This is a genomic window from Atrimonas thermophila, from assembly GCF_045864955.1.
GTDB classification, from domain to species: domain Bacteria; phylum Atribacterota; class Atribacteria; order Atribacterales; family Thermatribacteraceae; genus Thermatribacter; species Thermatribacter velox.
This window is the reverse complement of sequence record NZ_AP028803.1, coordinates 80,865-96,645: the sequence shown is the minus strand read 5'-3', so window position 1 is coordinate 96,645 and position 15,781 is coordinate 80,865. Positions and strand designations below refer to the sequence as shown.

At 48.0% G+C, this 15,781-nt stretch carries 21 protein-coding genes; all 21 read right to left on the bottom strand.

Annotated features, from left to right (window positions below):
* A complete protein-coding gene (locus tag ACKTT1_RS00505; protein ID WP_369018068.1) occupies nucleotides 1-216 on the bottom strand; it encodes a hypothetical protein in 216 nt (71 codons plus the stop codon).
* 1 nt (nucleotide 217) lies between these two features.
* Nucleotides 218-691, bottom strand: a complete 474-nt coding sequence (locus ACKTT1_RS00500; RefSeq protein WP_369018069.1) for a chemotaxis protein CheD — start codon at nucleotides 689-691, stop codon at nucleotides 218-220.
* A 53-nt stretch (nucleotides 692-744) separates the two neighbouring features.
* Nucleotides 745-1,338: a chemotaxis protein CheC gene (locus tag ACKTT1_RS00495; RefSeq protein ID WP_412709774.1), complete on the bottom strand. Its 594-nt coding sequence runs from the start codon at nucleotides 1,336-1,338 to the stop codon at nucleotides 745-747.
* Nucleotides 1,339-1,351: 13 nt separating this feature from the next.
* Nucleotides 1,352-2,140 (bottom strand): CheR family methyltransferase, encoded by a 789-nt coding sequence (locus tag ACKTT1_RS00490; RefSeq protein ID WP_369018071.1) that lies wholly within the window; start codon nucleotides 2,138-2,140, stop codon nucleotides 1,352-1,354.
* 13 nt (nucleotides 2,141-2,153) lie between these two features.
* A complete protein-coding gene (gene cheB, locus ACKTT1_RS00485; protein WP_412709773.1) occupies nucleotides 2,154-3,206 on the bottom strand; it encodes a chemotaxis-specific protein-glutamate methyltransferase CheB in 1,053 nt (350 codons plus the stop codon).
* Nucleotide 3,207: 1 nt separating this feature from the next.
* Nucleotides 3,208-3,855 carry a flagellar brake protein gene (locus ACKTT1_RS00480; RefSeq protein WP_369018073.1) on the bottom strand — a complete coding sequence of 216 codons (648 nt, stop codon included), beginning with the start codon at nucleotides 3,853-3,855 and terminating at the stop codon, nucleotides 3,208-3,210.
* Between the two features lie 2 nt (nucleotides 3,856-3,857).
* The gene (gene flhA, locus ACKTT1_RS00475) at nucleotides 3,858-5,918 is read right to left on the bottom strand and encodes a flagellar biosynthesis protein FlhA (protein ID WP_369018074.1); all 2,061 of its coding nucleotides are present in this window, start codon (nucleotides 5,916-5,918) and stop codon (nucleotides 3,858-3,860) included.
* A gap of 9 nt (nucleotides 5,919-5,927) precedes the next feature.
* Entirely contained in the window at nucleotides 5,928-6,989 is a 1,062-nt protein-coding gene (flhB, locus tag ACKTT1_RS00470) for a flagellar biosynthesis protein FlhB (RefSeq protein WP_369018075.1), read from the bottom strand.
* A 43-nt stretch (nucleotides 6,990-7,032) separates the two neighbouring features.
* Nucleotides 7,033-7,812 carry a flagellar biosynthetic protein FliR gene (gene fliR / locus ACKTT1_RS00465; RefSeq protein ID WP_369018076.1) on the bottom strand — a complete coding sequence of 260 codons (780 nt, stop codon included), beginning with the start codon at nucleotides 7,810-7,812 and terminating at the stop codon, nucleotides 7,033-7,035.
* Nucleotide 7,813: 1 nt separating this feature from the next.
* A complete protein-coding gene (fliQ, locus tag ACKTT1_RS00460) occupies nucleotides 7,814-8,080 on the bottom strand; it encodes a flagellar biosynthesis protein FliQ (RefSeq protein ID WP_412710516.1) in 267 nt (88 codons plus the stop codon).
* An 18-nt stretch (nucleotides 8,081-8,098) separates the two neighbouring features.
* Nucleotides 8,099-8,884: a flagellar type III secretion system pore protein FliP gene (gene fliP, locus ACKTT1_RS00455; RefSeq protein ID WP_412709772.1), complete on the bottom strand. Its 786-nt coding sequence runs from the start codon at nucleotides 8,882-8,884 to the stop codon at nucleotides 8,099-8,101.
* 1 nt (nucleotide 8,885) lies between these two features.
* Nucleotides 8,886-9,284, bottom strand: coding sequence for a FliO/MopB family protein (locus tag ACKTT1_RS00450; RefSeq protein ID WP_412709771.1), 399 nt, complete (start codon nucleotides 9,282-9,284; stop codon nucleotides 8,886-8,888).
* Between the two features lie 47 nt (nucleotides 9,285-9,331).
* Nucleotides 9,332-10,387 carry a flagellar motor switch phosphatase FliY gene (gene fliY / locus ACKTT1_RS00445; protein WP_412709770.1) on the bottom strand — a complete coding sequence of 352 codons (1,056 nt, stop codon included), beginning with the start codon at nucleotides 10,385-10,387 and terminating at the stop codon, nucleotides 9,332-9,334.
* A complete protein-coding gene (gene fliM, locus ACKTT1_RS00440; RefSeq protein ID WP_412709769.1) occupies nucleotides 10,380-11,384 on the bottom strand; it encodes a flagellar motor switch protein FliM in 1,005 nt (334 codons plus the stop codon). The genes fliY and fliM overlap by 8 nt, the downstream gene beginning before the upstream one ends.
* 17 nt (nucleotides 11,385-11,401) lie before the next feature.
* On the bottom strand, nucleotides 11,402-11,890 hold the full coding sequence (gene fliL, locus ACKTT1_RS00435; protein ID WP_412709768.1) for a flagellar basal body-associated protein FliL: 489 nt from the start codon (nucleotides 11,888-11,890) through the stop codon (nucleotides 11,402-11,404).
* Nucleotides 11,891-11,895: 5 nt separating this feature from the next.
* Complete coding sequence (locus tag ACKTT1_RS00430) at nucleotides 11,896-12,624, bottom strand: flagellar motor protein MotB (RefSeq protein WP_412709767.1); 729 nt, start codon at nucleotides 12,622-12,624, stop codon at nucleotides 11,896-11,898.
* 7 nt (nucleotides 12,625-12,631) lie between these two features.
* Nucleotides 12,632-13,447, bottom strand: coding sequence for a motility protein A (locus ACKTT1_RS00425; RefSeq protein WP_412709766.1), 816 nt, complete (start codon nucleotides 13,445-13,447; stop codon nucleotides 12,632-12,634).
* A complete protein-coding gene (locus ACKTT1_RS00420) occupies nucleotides 13,440-13,673 on the bottom strand; it encodes a flagellar FlbD family protein (RefSeq protein WP_412709765.1) in 234 nt (77 codons plus the stop codon). Before ACKTT1_RS00420 ends, ACKTT1_RS00425 begins: the two co-directional genes overlap by 8 nt.
* A 52-nt stretch (nucleotides 13,674-13,725) precedes the next feature.
* Nucleotides 13,726-14,952: a flagellar hook protein FlgE gene (locus tag ACKTT1_RS00415; protein WP_412709764.1), complete on the bottom strand. Its 1,227-nt coding sequence runs from the start codon at nucleotides 14,950-14,952 to the stop codon at nucleotides 13,726-13,728.
* A 61-nt stretch (nucleotides 14,953-15,013) separates the two neighbouring features.
* A complete protein-coding gene (locus tag ACKTT1_RS00410; RefSeq protein ID WP_412710515.1) occupies nucleotides 15,014-15,385 on the bottom strand; it encodes a TIGR02530 family flagellar biosynthesis protein in 372 nt (123 codons plus the stop codon).
* Between the two features lies 1 nt (nucleotide 15,386).
* Nucleotides 15,387-15,773, bottom strand: a complete 387-nt coding sequence (locus tag ACKTT1_RS00405) for a flagellar hook assembly protein FlgD (RefSeq protein WP_412709763.1) — start codon at nucleotides 15,771-15,773, stop codon at nucleotides 15,387-15,389.
* Between the last annotated feature and the right edge of the window lie 8 nt (nucleotides 15,774-15,781).

The window sequence follows — 15,781 nt, the reverse complement described above, 5'->3', positions numbered from 1 at the left end:
CTACTCCTCTTTTTGAGAATTGATTTCCCCGCGAGTTAAAAACCAGCTCAGGTAAAAATAAACCAGGTAAAAAACCACGATTCCAAGCAGCAAAGCCCTCAAAACAAGGGCAAACAAAGAAAACCCTCGCAGCAAACCTACCACTGCAAAAACGGTAATTGCGCACCAGGCAATCAGAAAAGCAAAAATACGGGCAATTTTTCCTGAGCCTTGCATTTCAAAGAGTGATGATCTCCCTCCCAATAGCTCTCACTTCCAGTTTTCCATCCTTCACGTAAAAAAATATGCTCCTTCCTTTTTTGCCACCAACTTCCTCTGCTTTGATAGGTATGCCCAACTCCGCAAGGGCTTTTTTGGTCATTTCCACGTTTCTCTGTCCAATATCAAAAAGGGAATTGGAACCCGAAAACATCATGGCCCCACCAGATATCTTGGCGTAAATGTCCCTTTTTAAGGCCCCTTCCCTTTTCATTTCCTCGAGCAGCGCTTGAGGAGCAGTTTCAGCAAACTTAAAGGGGTTGTTTTGCTTCTCGATCTTTTCTGGAAGCAGAATGTGTACCATACCACCAATTTTGCGCACCGGATCATAGAGGCAAAGACCAACGCAGGAACCTAAACCCAGAATACACAGAACCTCCTCCGGGTCTTTACTCACTTTGTATTCTGCCATTCCTATGGAACTTTTTTTCATCTACACTACACCCAGCGCTTTCAGGATAATTTCCAGGGAACCAGTATCTGGAATCAACATAAAGTAGCCTTCCACATAAAGTAGCCTTCCACGTGGTCTTCTTCTTCCACAAACTCGGTTTCAATCAACAGAGCGTAATCACCGTGTTTAGCAATTTCTATCAAAATCAAGTCCACCACCGCACCAGCCATATCCACAGCCAAAGAGGGCACGGAATGATCCAGGCGTAACCCCGTAAAATCAGCAAGTGCTGTAAGATAGGAAGAAGCAAGAATATTGCCAATTTCGTTCATGGCAGAAGCTGACATTTCGTCGGGCTCGAAAACCGCACTGATGTCAGATGGTGCCAAGTCTCCAAGCAACATACGCATCAGCTTTAAAGCGTTTTCCACCGTCATTATGAACAGAATATGCCCGGTTACCTCCCCGGAAACAGCAAGGTAAACCCCGAGCACCTCTTTTTCCGGACCTCCCAGCCAGTTAGGGACCTCTTTAATAGGCAACAAAGCGACCCGGGGAACAGTCATGGTAACTTTTTTGTTCACCATCTTGGAAAGAGCGGTCGCTGCATTGCCAGCCCCAATATTCCCTATTTCCCTTAAAGCATCAAGCTGCAAATCGTTGAGATTATCGAAAGAAAGCCCCACCGCACAACAACTCCTATTCCTTTTGATAGAAGAAAGGAGAAACGTACCGCAAACCAAATTTTTGTGCATTGTTTATGCGCTCAGTACTTCCAATCCACAAATACCCCCCACGCTCCAGAGATTGAGCGAGCTTATCAAACACGATTTCCTTTGCCTCATCTTCAAAATAAATAACCACATTACGGCACACCACAAGGTCAAAGCGTTTTTTGACTTCGTCTCTCAGCAAATCGTGCTTTTCAAAAACAATGTGTCTTTTAAGTAACGGCCGTACCGCAAACCGGTTTTCACTCTCTGGCACAAAGTATTTCTTAAAAAGCTCTGAAGGAACATTCTTAAGGTAGTCTTTGCTGTATACCCCCCCTCTGGCTTCTTCCAGAGCATCATAATCAACATCGGTGGCCCATATCTGGTATCCACCAGGTAAACCTTTTTCCTCAAAAAGAATAGCCAAAGAGTAGGGCTCACTTCCAATGGAACACCCTGCACTCCAAACCCGCAGGGCTGAGGAGTTCTTTCTGGCCAGGATGTCGGGCAAAATTTTCTTTCCGAGTTCTTCAAATTTCTCGGGATTCCTGAAAAATTCGGAAACATTGATTGTAAAGCGATTTCTAAATTCCTCAACCACCTCAGGACGAGTTAAAAAAAGCTCAACATACTCCTCTACATCTTTCGCTCCAGCCCTTTGAATGATAAATTTTAACCTGCGTTGAAGCTGGTTCTCCTTGTAATACCCAAGGTCCAGACCCGTTTTCTTGAGGACTGCCTGGCGCAAACGTTCCAGCTCTGCCTTCGAAAACAAAAGTCTCACTCCTTTACGCTTCGTCCCACTCAAGAATTACCCGAGGAATTGCTTCCAGGGGAAGTACCCAGTCAGCCAGGTTCTCCCTGACCACTGCCCCAGGCATGCCAAAAATGAGCGCTGAATCCTGACTTTCAGCCACCACTTTTCCTCCAGAGTTTTTTACGGCCCGACAACCTTCCAGGGCATCCTTCCCCATACCAGTCAGCACCACTGCCAGAATGTTCTTTCCAAAAGCCTTTACCGCAGAAAGCAGTGTTAGATCCGCACAGGGCTTAAGCCCGGCAACTGGTGGGTCATCATTTAAAACTAGGCTTTTGTCCTCTTTCATCAAAAGGTGCTTCCCCCCAGGAGCCAGAAAAGCCCGGTTAATCCAGGTTAGCTCACCACCGGAGGCTTCAATCACTGAAAAAGGAGCAATATCGTCAAGGTGTTTGGCAAAGCGAGTCGTAAAACCTGCTGGCATATGTTGTACGATGACTGCACAGCTTTTTTTGAGGTTTCGGAGACCAGCAAAAAGTGCTTTCAAGGCACGGGGACCACCCGTAGAAGAAGCAATGAAAACCAGTTTTTCCGCTATGGCTTCACCTCCTGCCATTCCTTTTTCAACTTTACCAGCTTCCCTTGAAGGAAACCTTAGCGCCTTAAAATCCCGCAGCTTCTCAAGCGGGACCTCAACCACAGCCCTTACTTTACTCACAATCTCCTCAGCCTTTTTTTCGATGTCCAGAGAGATGCTTCCCGAAGGTTTCTGGATGAAATCCAGAGCTCCTCGCTCCAGTGCCTCAATGGTATACTGGCTTCCCTCCCCGGTTAAGGCACTGAGCATAACCACCCGATAAGGACCTCTACGCATGGCTTCATCAAGAAAAATCAAGCCATTCATGCGGGGCATCTCAACGTCAAGGAGAATAACATCCGGTGTAAACCCGTTGAGTTTCTCCAGCGCCTCAACACCGTCACGTGCCGCCGCAATCACCTCTATGCCAGCTTTTTCCAGAATATCGCCTATCATGCGCCGCATAAACGCTGAATCATCAACAACCATTGCTCTGATCTTTCGCACTTCAAACCAGTCCTTTCTTTTTCATTTCAATTTGCTTCTGGAAGATAAATTTCACAATCTTTTCTCGATCCGCTTCCTGAATATCGGTAAACTCGAAAGCATAGGTAGAAGGGTCTTCCTTGCGTACCACACGCGCCTTGCCAAAGATATCCTGGCCGTTGTGAAGACCAATCATGAAAAACAAATCCTGAGCATCGGCAGGAAAGGGATTTTTGTGATCTCCAAAGGAAACCAGCATTCCGCCCCCGCTTATGTTTTTGGTCAAGCCTTCTACCAGGGATTCCTCATCCCGCACACAGACCGGCAGAGAAATATCCAGACGAACATAGTTACGCCTCTGTTTGCGCACCACCTTTTGAGGAAGCTCCAGAATCAAATAGGCCAGATTTCCCTTGCGCTGACGCTCTTTTGCTTTCCCTTCAAAGAAAAAGATTTCGTTGTCACCCACAATGTAAACCTGCACCGGATCCCCTTTGCCAATCGGAACCAGTGTGCCTCGCTCTTGAGGAGCAGCAAACCAAACTTCATTATTTCTGATGCTTTCTATCCTGCTGGGATAAAAGCGCCATGTATCTTCACCATGAGAACCTTTCCACAAAACCCCGATGCTCGCTTTACGGTTAACTTGAAAAATCCTTTCTACTTCCAAGACTACTCACTCCGTACCACACGCTCGATTTTGATTTCCACGTCTCTGGGTACTTCCTCAAAGGCGAGGACCACCACTTGAGGAAGATAGCCAGAAATCAAGTCTCGGAAACCTCTCCTAATTTTACCAGTTACAACCAGCAAGGGGAAATAACCCGCATTTACCAGATACTCTATGCCAGAAGAAACCCCCTGCAATACCTTGCGGAACCTCTCAGGATCGATGGTTTCTCTCCCTTCAATTACTCCCAGGATTTTCTGCTCTAAAGATGCATCAAGTGCCAGAGCGTGCAGTTTGCCATCTCCGGTAATGTACTGCCTCACAATCATTCTGCCCAGCCTTCTGCGCACCATTTCGGTAAGGTCTTCAATGTTTTTACTCTGTGGGGCGTAATCTGCCAGGACCTCCAGAATCATAGGCAAATCCCGAATCGAAACGCCTTCCATAAGGAGATACTGCAACACTTTTTGAACCTCTCCAACTGTCATCAGGGAAGGAATAAGTTCCTCCACCACCGCCTGGTTGGTCTTTTTCACCTGCTCAAGGAGCAGGCGGACATCCTGACGAGTGATTAACTCGTGCGCATGCTTTTTAACCACCTCAGAAAGGTGGGTAATCAGCACCGATTCGGGGTCAACCAGCGTGAATCCCATCATTTCGGCCTTTTCCCGCCGGGTTTCGTTAACCCAGTAGGCGGGGAGTTGGAAAGCCGGTTCCTTAGTGGGAATGCCCTCGATTTTGACTTCTCTGCTTTCAGGGTGAATGGCCAGATAGTGGTTGGGTAGAATTTCTCCCCGAGCAACTTCCACACCCCGTATCTTGATCACGTACTCATTGGGCTGGAGATGTAGATTATCACGTACTCTTATCGGCGGAACAACGAAACCTTTTTCTCTGGCCAGGTTCACACGCATCTGGGTGATCCTGCGCAATAGCCCTCCACCAGATTGAGGATCCACAAGCGGTATCAAACCGTAACCCACCTCAAGCTCGATGGGGTCCACCTCGATCATCTGGGCAATATCTTCCACGCTTCTGGGAAGCTCTTCAATCTCCGGCGTCTTTTCTACAGAAGCCGCTGCTTCCTCCACTTTGGCTCTGCTTCGCAAATAGGAAAAACCAGCTAATCCAAGAGAGAGCAGGAAAAAGGGAATTTTTGGTAAGCCTGGAAGAAGACCCAGAACCAGCAAAAGGAAAGCAGCAATCATCAAAACCCGGGGAGTACGGGTTATTTCTCGAGCGAGATCTTTACCCAGATTGTCTTCACTCGCTGCCCGGGTAACGATCAAACCACTGGCAGTGGAAATCAAAAGAGCTGGAATCTGGGCAACCAGACCATCGCCCACCGTTAAAAGCGCGTAAGTCTGCAGGGCTTCGTTCATGGAAAGCCCTCGCTGCATGCTCCCTACAATCACTCCGCCCAAAAAGTTAATCAGGGTGATAATAAGGCCGGCTATGGCATCCCCGCGCACAAACTTGCTGGCACCATCCATTGCTCCATAAAATTCCGCCTGGCGTTCTATCTCACGTCTGCGACGCTTGGCCTCATTTTCATCAATAAGCCCAGCATTGAGGTCAGCATCGATACTCATCTGTTTTCCGGGCATAGCGTCCAGAGTAAATCTGGCAGCAACCTCAGCAATACGGTTGGCTCCATTGGTGATAACCACAAACTGAATAATTACCAGAATCAGGAAAATGATGAACCCCACTACGTAGTTGCCACCCACTACAAAGTGTCCAAAGGCTTCGATAAGTTTTCCAGCATAACCATGGAGCAAAATCAACCTGGTTGTGGAGACATTCAACGCCAATCGAAAGAGCGTAGCAAAAAGTAAAAGCGAGGGAAACACTGAAAATTGCAGGGGATTGGTGACATAACTGGTGGAAAGTAAAGTCAGCACCGCCAGAGTGATGTTGCAACTAAGGAAAAAATCAACCACAAATGGCGGAAGCGGGATGACCATCATCAAAATAATCAGTATAAAAACGAAGGCGAAAATGAAATCGCTGTATTTTTTACCACTTTCCAGAGTCCTGACCAGAGTCTTCACGCTGTCCATATTTTCACCTCAAACCCTGCTCTTTTTAAGCCTGTAAACAAAGGCCAGGATTTCGGCAACCGCTCGATAGAGAAAACCCGGTATTTCCTGCCCGACCTTGCAGGATTTATAAAGGTCCCAGGCCACCTTTTTGTTTTCGACAATGGGCACTTCATGCTCCCTGGCAATTTGCTTGATGCGTTGGGCCAGAAAATTCTTGCCCTTGGCCACCAAAACCGGCGCTCTCATCACGCCACGCTCGTAACGCAGTGCACAAGCCACATGGGTGGGGTTGGTAACCACTACCTGTGCTTTGGGCACTTCCTGCATCATGCGCAGACGAGCTATCTCTCGCTGCTTGGAGCGTATTCGGGAACGCACCAGGGGATCACCCTCGGTTTTTTTGAGTTCTTCTTTGAGTTCCTCTTTGGTCATCCGGATATTGCGCTCATACTCAAAGCGCTGGTAGAAAAAATCGAAGAAACCGATACCTAAAAATAAAGCCCCCAGAGAAAAACCCAGCTTCTTCGCCACGCCACCAACCAGGAAAAGAGCGGAGCGGAGTTCCATAAAGGAGAGCGTAGAAAGCCCAGGTAGTACTGATTTGAGAATGAGATAAGCAAGTGCTATGCCAAGCAGCACCTTCAAGCTCACTTTCAAAAACTCCATAAAAGTGCGTAGCGAAAAAAGCCTTTCCACACCCTTCAAAGGATTAACATATTGAAATTGGGGTTTTAACTTCTCAAAGGAAACCACAAAACCAGTCTGCAAAAAACCCAGGAAAAGGCCCATTCCTGCAGCAATCAGCACCACCGGCGCCACCATCCGGGCATAGAAAAGAAAAACGGTCTTAAAAAGGTCCAGAGTCCATTCCACGCCTCTTTCTTCAAGCCGGAAAGCACTCATCCAGAAAGTGCTGGTAAAGTCTTCCCACTGCTGCATCAGTGAAGTAACCAGAAAGCTCACCACAGAAAAGGTGGCCAAGAATCCAAAACCGGTGCTGAAATCTACGCTCCTTGGAACCTGCCCTTTTCTCCGCAGTTCCTCTCTGCGCCTTGGCGTTGGGGCTTCAGTTTTCTCCTGAGCCGGCATAAATCATCACCTGCAAATTGCAGATAAATTTAATTGCCAAATTTCAGCCTGCAGGAGACAGGAAACGCAGAAGCGCTCCTACAAAAAGCTCGGTAACTCGCCCCAAAACAGGTAAAAAGTAAGGCAAAGCAGAAAGGATAACCCAAATTCCTATTCCCAGATTAAGAGGTAAACCTACCACAAACACATTCATCTGGGGTATGGCCCGAGAAATGATTGCCAGGGTAAGATTGGTTAGAAAGAGAGCTGCCATAACTGGAGCCGCAATCTGTAGGGCTACTACCATGACCTCCTGAACCAGGTTAAGAAAAGGAGCAAGCAGGTGTTCTCCCAGCAAGAAACTCCCCGGAGGAAGAAAGCGGAAAGAGTGTACCAATGCCCGCAAAGCAAGGTGATGACCGTCAATGCCCAAGTAGTAAAGAGTGGCCAGCATCAGGTAAAACTGACCGACCACTGAAGCGCCCAGGTTGGAAAGAGGGTCAACTACATTAACGTAACTGAATCCCATCTCAAAATCGATTATCTCGCCGGCAATCTGAATACAAGCAAAAACAAAGGATACGATTAATCCCAGCACAAAGCCGGTGAGGCTCTCCGATAAAACAGCTGTCAAATAGCGAGCATCCAGGGCTGTCCAGCTCTGGGGAAAATCCACAAGAGGGAAAACCATGACCGCCACCAGGAAAGCAAGACCGATTTTGGCCAGCGGAGGAATAAAGCGAGAATTCAAAACTGGAGCCATCAAAAAAAGACCCAAAAAGCGCACCCAGACCAGGATAAACGGCAAGATATTGTTAGCCAGAACTTCCAAGATGTAGCTCATATCACCTGATAAAAGAAGGCAGATTCCAGAAAAGACCCGCCGCAAAATCCATGAAAACCCGCAACATCCAGGGGCCGAGCAAAGCCAGAATGAGAAACACCGCCAGGATTTTGGGTACGAAGGTGAGGGTCAGTTCATGGATCTGGGTAACCGCCTGGAAGATACTCACCAGAATACCCACAAGTAGTGCCACACCCAGTATGGGTAGGGCAACTTTCATGACCAGCAGTAAACTTTCCCTTCCGATTTCCAGTACCAAGCTTTCCAGCAACTGTTCTCACCTCAACTAACGGACTGAGAGCACCAGGCCCCGGGTTATCAATTCCCAGCCATCTACCAACACAAAAAGCAGTATCTTGAAAGGAAGAGAAATCATCACCGGTGGAAGCATCATCATCCCCATGGACATCAAAATGCTGGCCACCACCATGTCAATGAGCAGAAAAGGAACGTAGATGATAAACCCCAGCATGAAAGCAATTTTCAACTCACTCAAAACAAAGGCCGGAATGAGGACGTAAGTAGGCACCTCATCGCGGTTTCTGGGCCGGGGAATTTTAGCCAGAGAAACCATAAGTGCCAGATCTTTTTCCTGGGTTTGGCGGAACATGAAATCGCGCAGAATAGCTTCTCCCTTGTTGAGAGCCTCATTCTGGGTGATAGCACCATCCATAAAGGGCGTTAATACCTCCTGGTTGAGCTGAGAGAAAGTAGGCGCCATAACAAAGTAGGTTAAAAACAGGGCCAGTCCTATCAAAACCGGAGTGGGGGGTATCTGAGGAGAACCCAAGGCATTGCGTACAAAAGCCAGCACCACCACAATCCTGGTGAAAGAAGTGAGCAGAATCAAAATGGCTGGAGCCAGACTCAAAACAGTCAGAAAAATCAAAACCTGCAGAGTAAACACGAACTGTTCAGGTTGTTCGGCAGTTTGGGGTTCAATGGAAATGCGGGGGATAAAAAGGGGAGTCTCCTGAGCCAGGGCTGAACCAAAGGTAGCCAGCACCAAACCAAGCAGTACCACCCAGTAAAAGTATTTTCTGATTCTCAAAAAAGGTGACCAGCCTCTCATACTAATCGTTCTTCCTCCGCCCCAGAATGAGATCCAGATAGGAAGTGAAACCGGACGACGTGGGTTTTTGCTCCTCAAGCTCTTCCATCTGGAATTCCGCAATTTCCCGAACCGTGTTCCCACTCTGGGCCAGCATGATTACCCGTTCCCCAACTCGAAAAAGGTACACTGAGAGCTTCTGGCTGACCGGGAAAAAATCCAGCAGAACCATGTACCGAGAGGAGGCAAGACGGGGTTTTTCCCTTGCAAAACGCCTCAGAAAGTAGTAAAGACCCCATAAACACAGAATAACGAACAGGAAGGCCAGAGCTACCCTGAGCACATCGACCCCCCCTGAAAAGGAAGGAGGAGCAACTTCAGGAAGCTCGAGTTCATCCTGAGCAAAAGCTGCTCTTTCCAAAAGTAGGAACAAAAAAAACAACCAGAAAACCCGGAGCAATCTCACGACTATTGAGCCCTCGCTTCTTTTAAGGATTTAATGCGCTCTTCAGGTTTTATAATCTCGGTAATCCGCACTCCAAAATTCTCTTCAATCACCACTACTTCACCGCGGGCAAAAAGAACATCATTCACATAGAGATCCGCCGGCTCACCAGCCAGCTTATCAAGCTCAATGATGGAACCGGGGCCTAAATCCAGAATCTCACTTATGGCAAGGCGAGTCCTTCCCAGCTCCACAATCACGGGTAAGCTTACATCCATGAGCAATTCCAGGTTAATTTTTTCGGCTGCTTCTTCTCGCTTTTTAAATTCAGCAAACTCCACCTTTTTTGCTTCAACGGTAGGCTTACTCTTTTTCTGAAGAGGTTGCTCCTCTTCCCTCGCGCCAGTCTCCTCGGCACCACCACTTTCAAGTTCTGCTTTCTCCTCTTCCTCGCTCGTTTCTTCAGGCACCACAACTTCTTCCCCAGGAAGAAGTGAGCTAACAACTTCTTTGGCCAGACTCAAGGGAACCAGCTGTATCATGGAACTATCGATAACATCTTCCACCACCAAGCGAAAGGTGATAGCCACCAGGGATTCTTCACTCTGCTCCTCTACCCATCTCCTTTCCGCTTCAGAAACATTCTCAAAAACTACCTCCGGTGGAGAAATGCTTACTCGAAGGCCCAAAAAATCAGAAAGTGCTGTTGAAGCAGAACCCATCATCTGGTTCATGGCCTCACCAAGTGCGCTGATTCCCAGCTCGTCAATCTCCTGAGGAAGATCACTTTTCCCATCGCCACCCATCATGAGACTAACCATGGCTTTAGCATCTTCGTTTTTGATGAGCAGGATATTACTTCCTCGCAAACCCTCTGCATAGAGCACCTTCACCATAATATGTTCTTCCGGGAAAAAGGCATCCATTTCCTGCGAAGAAACTACTTCAACTCGAGGAACGGTTATTTCCACTCTTTTTCCCAAAAGACCACTCAAGGCTGTGGCTGCAGAACCCATGGAAATGTTAGATATTTCCCCCAACACATCCTTTTCTTGAGAAGTTAGGAGTTCTTCACTCATGATTCGTTTCCTCCTTCAAGCGGTCTACCCGCACCGCAATTCTATTGCCTACACGCCCAGGAACACCAACCATTTTCACCTTCTTACCCACCCGGATATTAAGTGGCTTGTTAAGCCTCTGATTAAGCACCACCACATCCCCCACCTCGAGTTCCAGAAAGTCGCCGAGAGAAATGTTGGTTCTTCCCAGCTCCACGGAAATAGGGAGTTTCACTTTACCCATCAAGCGTTCCACGTTTTTCTGGGTCTCTGGATCACTACTTTTCCGAGAAGCAAACCACAGCGAAGCGCTCAAGCTTCTGGTAATCGGCTCAACCACGATATACGGTATACAAACGGTCAACATTCCCTGTCGATCTCCTATTTCAATCTCAAAGCTAAAGAGAATCACCATATCGTTGCCGGATACAATCTGCACAAATTCCAGGTTAGACTCCATCGCTTCAATCCGGGGTTCGATGCTGTAAATGCTGCTCCAAGCCTCGGTCATAGCCATCATGACTCTCTCCATAATGCCACCCATGATTCGGTTTTCAATCTCGGTAAGGGCTCGGATATGAGCCGGGACCCCTCCCGGGCCTCCCAGAAGGCGGTCCAACATCAAAAAGACGATATCCAAGCTAATCTGAAGCAGACATCTTCCCTCAAGTGGCAGCATGGAAAAAATGCACAAATATGTTGGACTGGGCACTGAGCGCACAAATTCATCATAAGTGAGCTGGTCAACAGAAAGAAGGTTAATCTGTACTCTGCTTCTCAAAAAAGCCGCCAGGTTGGTAGAAGCAAGGCGCGAAAAAGCCGAAAATATCATGTGGAAAGTACGGATTTGGTCTTTGGAAAATCGCTCTGGCCTTCTGAAATCGTAGACCTTAACCCGCCTCTCCGAGACTTTTTCTTTCTCTATTTCCTGCTTAACAGCCTCAGCGGTTTCTTCTCCTTCAGTAAGGGCCTTAAGCAGCGCATCAATTTCTTCCTGAGAAAGAATCTCCTTGCTCATGCCTTACGCCCTCGTGGTTACTGCATCACAAAGTCAACAAAATAAATTTCTTCTACCTCTCCACTGCTTAAAAGACCGTTAAGCGTTTCCCGAATGTCGCGCTTCAGCTTTTCCTTCCCTTCTGGCTTAAGAAGCTCTTCAGAATTTCGGGAACTGATCACCAGGATGATGGCATCCCTGACCTCCACCATGCGTTTTTTAATTTCATCGATAACTTTCTGATCGCGAGTGGACACACCCAGCACCACTTTAACATAGCGTAACACATCCTTATCAGCAAGGTTGACCAGAAATTGCTGGTCAAAAGTGTAAACGAGGGGTGGTTTGGGTTTAGCCTCCCTTGCTCCCAGAAACTTTTGCAGTAGACCGCTCTGCTTAACGTAGAAAAAACCCATAAAAGCAACCAGTCCCAGAGTGGCAAAAAGCATGATTTTTCTCATTGGAGAAGAGCTTTTTTCCTCTTCTACAGTTTCTTCTACTTCCTGAGCTTTTACTTCTTCTGGCATGGTGTTTACGCCTCCTTTCCACGCAAGATCACTATTTCCACCCGGCGGTTTTTTCTCCGGTGCTCCTCATCAAGGTTGGGAACCAAAGGACGATACTGCCCGTAACCAACGGCTATCAAACGCTCAGGAGGCATCCCTTCCTGCTCAACAAAGTAGCGCAGGACTGCAATGGCCCTGGCTGCAGATAGCTCCCAATTGGATGGGAAGCGGGGTGTATTGATAGGTAAATCACAAGTGTGCCCTTCAATGCGCACCGAGTTATCAATGTCCCTTAAAACATCAGCGACTGCGTGCAGAACCGGAATCATCTCCGGCCTCAAGTCGGCACTCCCCAAGTCAAAGAAAACGTTATCCAGAAAGGTAATCACCAGACCACGCTCATCAATCTTGATATCTACTTTCTCAGGAGAAATCGCTTTTTCCTCAATGAGCTTTTTCTCAATTTCTCTCTGTAGACCAGCCAGTTTCAACTCCACAAGGCCCGAAGGGTTAATCTGGGTAGGGGGCTTAGGAACCGGGATATCCGAGGGCTGTAAAACCCTGGGGCCACCCTCCAGGACACCCAGCGCACCCTGAATAGAGGAAATGACCTCTTTAAAACGAGCCACATCAATAGTGGACAACGCAAAAAGAAGAACAAAAAAACAAAGTAGAAGCGACATAAAGTCGCCATAGGTTTGAGTCCACAAGGGCGCACCCGGAGGTGCTTCTTCACTCTTTCTGGGCCTTGGCATTTTTCCATCAACCTCCTGCTTCTCTTCTCAAAGTTATAACTCGCTCTCCGGTTTCCCGCTCCCGCTCAAATGCTTCCCTAACCTGAGGAGCAAAGAAGGATTTGAGTTTTTCCTCAACAATGCGCGGATTATCTCCAGCCTGAATAGACAGGATACCTTCGATGATAACTTCTTTAAGCAGGATTTCTTCCTGACTTCGCAACTTAAGTTTGTTAGCCACTGGAAGACAGAAAAGATTAGCGATGATGGCTCCATACAGGGTGGTCAGAAGTGCCACTGCCATACCAGGTCCGACTTTTTTGGGGTCATCAAGGTTAACCAGCATGGCTACCAGACCAATGAGAGTTCCAATAAGGCCAAAAGCGGGGGCAAAGGTACCCATGGTCTCGAAAATGGAGCGGCCTAATTTGTGGCGTTCCTCGAGAAAGAGAAGTTCGGTCTCCAGGATGCTCTTCACCAACTGAGGGTCAGTACCATCGACCACCAGCTGAATGCCTTTTCTGAAAAAGGGGTCTTCGAAACGTTCCGATTCTTCCTCAAGTGCCAGCAGTCCTTCTTTGCGAGCTTTTTCAGCAAGTGAAACCAAAACCGAAATGACCTCTTGCGAGGAAGGAAGTTTCTCTTTCATGGCAATTTGGAAGAGTTGGAATGCCTTCATCACCTGCTCAAAACGAAAGCTGATCATAGTCGCTGCTAAAGTTCCCCCAACGGTAATGAGAACCGAAGAAACACTGATGAAGACTTGCAGGCTTGCCGAACCAAGCATCCCCCAGAAAAGTAGAACCACTCCCAGTGCCAGACCAATAAGGGTAGCCTTATCCATTCTCCTTCCCCCGTTCAGAGTGAATTTCATTAATCAATATCCGGGCCATGCCACTTTTACGTCGAAATTCAATGATTCTTTCTATCACTTCCTCCACCTTTTCCTGAACCACGTACTTTTTTCCAGTAACCAAAGTAATTACCGTATCCGGAGTCGCCTCAATGGTCTCGATTAAATCTGAATTCACCACAAAAACTGATCCGTTAAAACGAGTAACTGCAATCATCTTTTCCTCCCCCTCCGGGGTTCCCTCTTAAGAGGGAACCCCGGAAACATCACTAACGTTTAATGTTTATCAAATCCTGGAGCATCTCATCAGAAGTAGTTATTACCTTTGAGTTAGCCTGAAAACCTCTTTGAGTAACAATCATATTGGTAAACTCCTGGGCCAGGTCCACATTGGACATCTCCAATGCCCCCACTGCAATGCTTCCCCGACCACCGCTTCCTGCAGGACCGACGCTGGGCAAGCCAGAGTTGTTGGAAATCTGAAATAGATTACCACCTACCCGGAGCAGGCCCGCGGGATTGGAAAAAGTAGCCAGAGCAATCTGGGCCAGAGGCTTGGACTGACCGTTGGTGAAAATACCAGTGATTACTCCGCTTGAATCAGTGGTTACCATGTCGAGCGACCCTGCTTCGTAGCCGTCCTGCGAAGCCACATAAGCAGTGGAAGGACTTCCAAACTGAGTGAGAATCGAGAAATCCAAATTCAGGTTAAGGTCTTCAGCTCCAGTAATCGTGAACGTTGCACTGCCGGTGCCTCCTGAGCTCACCTCACCAGTTGCCGGATCAAAAGAAAGAGTGCCTGAGCCGCCTGAGCTGGGTGCGCTACCGTCCAGAGTGGCTTCCCAGGTCCACTCATTAGGATTGGCAGTTTTTTCAAAGGTAATGGTCAGGTTATGCACATTTCCCAGAGAATCATAAACCTGGACGCTGGTGAAATAGCTATCTCCCGTTGCTGCGTTGGCATCCAGGTTGCCCTCAAAACCCACATTGCCAGTGGCCTTAGGGCTCATTTGGGTCCCCACTGGAATGACGATGTCCTGTAAGGCCTGAGTGGTGTCAATGTTGCCGTTTGAGTCAGCCATCCACCCCTGAAGGCGGTAACCATTACTGTTGACCAGTGCACCATCGGCAGAGGTTTTCATGGCCCCATCACGGGTGTAGTAGTTTTGTTCACCGTCGCTAACCACAAAAAAGCCTGAACCCTGAATGGCGAAATCGGTGGGATTATCAGTGGTCTGCAAACTGCCTGCTGTGAATATGGTGTCTATGCTTCCTATGGCAGTACCCAGTCCCACCTGTTTGGGGTTCACGCCCCCCAATCCACCGGCTTCAGGACTTCTTGCTCCCTCAATAGTCTGGCTGAGTATATCTTCAAAAGTAACCCGGCTGGCCTTGAAGGCCACCGTGTTCACATTGGCAATATTGTTACCAATTACGTCCATACGGGTCTGGTGATTTTTCAGACCAGAAACCCCAGCAAACAGAGAACGCATCATACCTTGTCAACCTCCCCTCAAGGGACCCCCGACTGAGCGGTCCAGCCCCTCTAAATTCAATCTAAATAATCACTGCTGAATCAATGTTGGTAAATACTTTCTCCTGAGAAGCTTCCATACAGGTCAAAACCGTTTTCTCAGGTACCCTAACCACAAATCCCACGCCGTCCACGATAACCAGCGAAGTCTGGCTACCCTTGGCAGCGGCTCTGGAAATGCCTTCTTGTAAGCGTTCTGCAGTTTTTCCGTCCAAGTTTATCCCTCGCTCCTCCATGCGGCGGCGAGCATGCAAGGAAAAACGTATTTCTTCCTCTTGCAGGAAGTTTTCAAAACGAGAAGTGCCTTGCTGCGATTTTCTGGCACGGGAAAGCGGTGTCTTATTGGTAATATTTTCTGTCAACCAGCGGTCGTTGAAACCTATCTCCCGCACCACGTTACTCAAGAACCTCCCGAACCTCGGATAGCGAATACTCGCTACCCCCTACATTAAGGGCCAACGCATCTTCGCCCAAACTCACGCTTTCCACCACTCCCTCTTCGCCACTAACCAGCAACACTCTTTTCCCAATCAGGGTTGCTCCCTCAAGAAACAAGAGTTGCCGCAGTGAACTATTGGTATTCTGCACTTCCTCCAGGGTGGAATACTGAGCCAGCTGGGCACCAAACTCGCTTCCCTGCATGGGATCCAGGGGATTTTGATAGCGCAACTCGCACACCAGAAGTTGCAAAAAATCGTGGTGGGTTAGCTCCCTTTTATCCTGATTTTCCTGAACCTCTCCACTCCCGGTATAATATGTAGCGCTCTCCGCCGGTAGTATCATTCAGCCAC

Excerpts from the sequence above, each read along its gene's own strand:
- ACKTT1_RS00505 (WP_369018068.1), bottom strand. The coding sequence starts at position 216 with ATGCAAGGCTCAGGAAAAATTGCCCGTATTTTTGCTTTTCTGATTGCC.
- ACKTT1_RS00500 (WP_369018069.1), bottom strand. The coding sequence starts at position 691 with ATGAAAAAAAGTTCCATAGGAATGGCAGAATACAAAGTGAGTAAAGAC.
- flhA (WP_369018074.1), bottom strand. The coding sequence starts at position 5,918 with ATGGACAGCGTGAAGACTCTGGTCAGGACTCTGGAAAGTGGTAAAAAA.
- flhB (WP_369018075.1), bottom strand. The coding sequence starts at position 6,989 with ATGCCGGCTCAGGAGAAAACTGAAGCCCCAACGCCAAGGCGCAGAGAG.
- fliR (WP_369018076.1), bottom strand. The coding sequence starts at position 7,812 with ATGAGCTACATCTTGGAAGTTCTGGCTAACAATATCTTGCCGTTTATC.
- fliP (WP_412709772.1), bottom strand. The coding sequence starts at position 8,884 with ATGAGAGGCTGGTCACCTTTTTTGAGAATCAGAAAATACTTTTACTGG.
- fliY (WP_412709770.1), bottom strand. The coding sequence starts at position 10,387 with ATGAGTGAAGAACTCCTAACTTCTCAAGAAAAGGATGTGTTGGGGGAA.
- fliM (WP_412709769.1), bottom strand. The coding sequence starts at position 11,384 with ATGAGCAAGGAGATTCTTTCTCAGGAAGAAATTGATGCGCTGCTTAAG.
- fliL (WP_412709768.1), bottom strand. The coding sequence starts at position 11,890 with ATGCCAGAAGAAGTAAAAGCTCAGGAAGTAGAAGAAACTGTAGAAGAG.
- ACKTT1_RS00430 (WP_412709767.1), bottom strand. The coding sequence starts at position 12,624 with ATGCCAAGGCCCAGAAAGAGTGAAGAAGCACCTCCGGGTGCGCCCTTG.
- ACKTT1_RS00425 (WP_412709766.1), bottom strand. The coding sequence starts at position 13,447 with ATGGATAAGGCTACCCTTATTGGTCTGGCACTGGGAGTGGTTCTACTT.
- ACKTT1_RS00420 (WP_412709765.1), bottom strand. The coding sequence starts at position 13,673 with ATGATTGCAGTTACTCGTTTTAACGGATCAGTTTTTGTGGTGAATTCA.
- ACKTT1_RS00415 (WP_412709764.1), bottom strand. The coding sequence starts at position 14,952 with ATGATGCGTTCTCTGTTTGCTGGGGTTTCTGGTCTGAAAAATCACCAG.
- ACKTT1_RS00405 (WP_412709763.1), bottom strand. The coding sequence starts at position 15,773 with ATGATACTACCGGCGGAGAGCGCTACATATTATACCGGGAGTGGAGAG.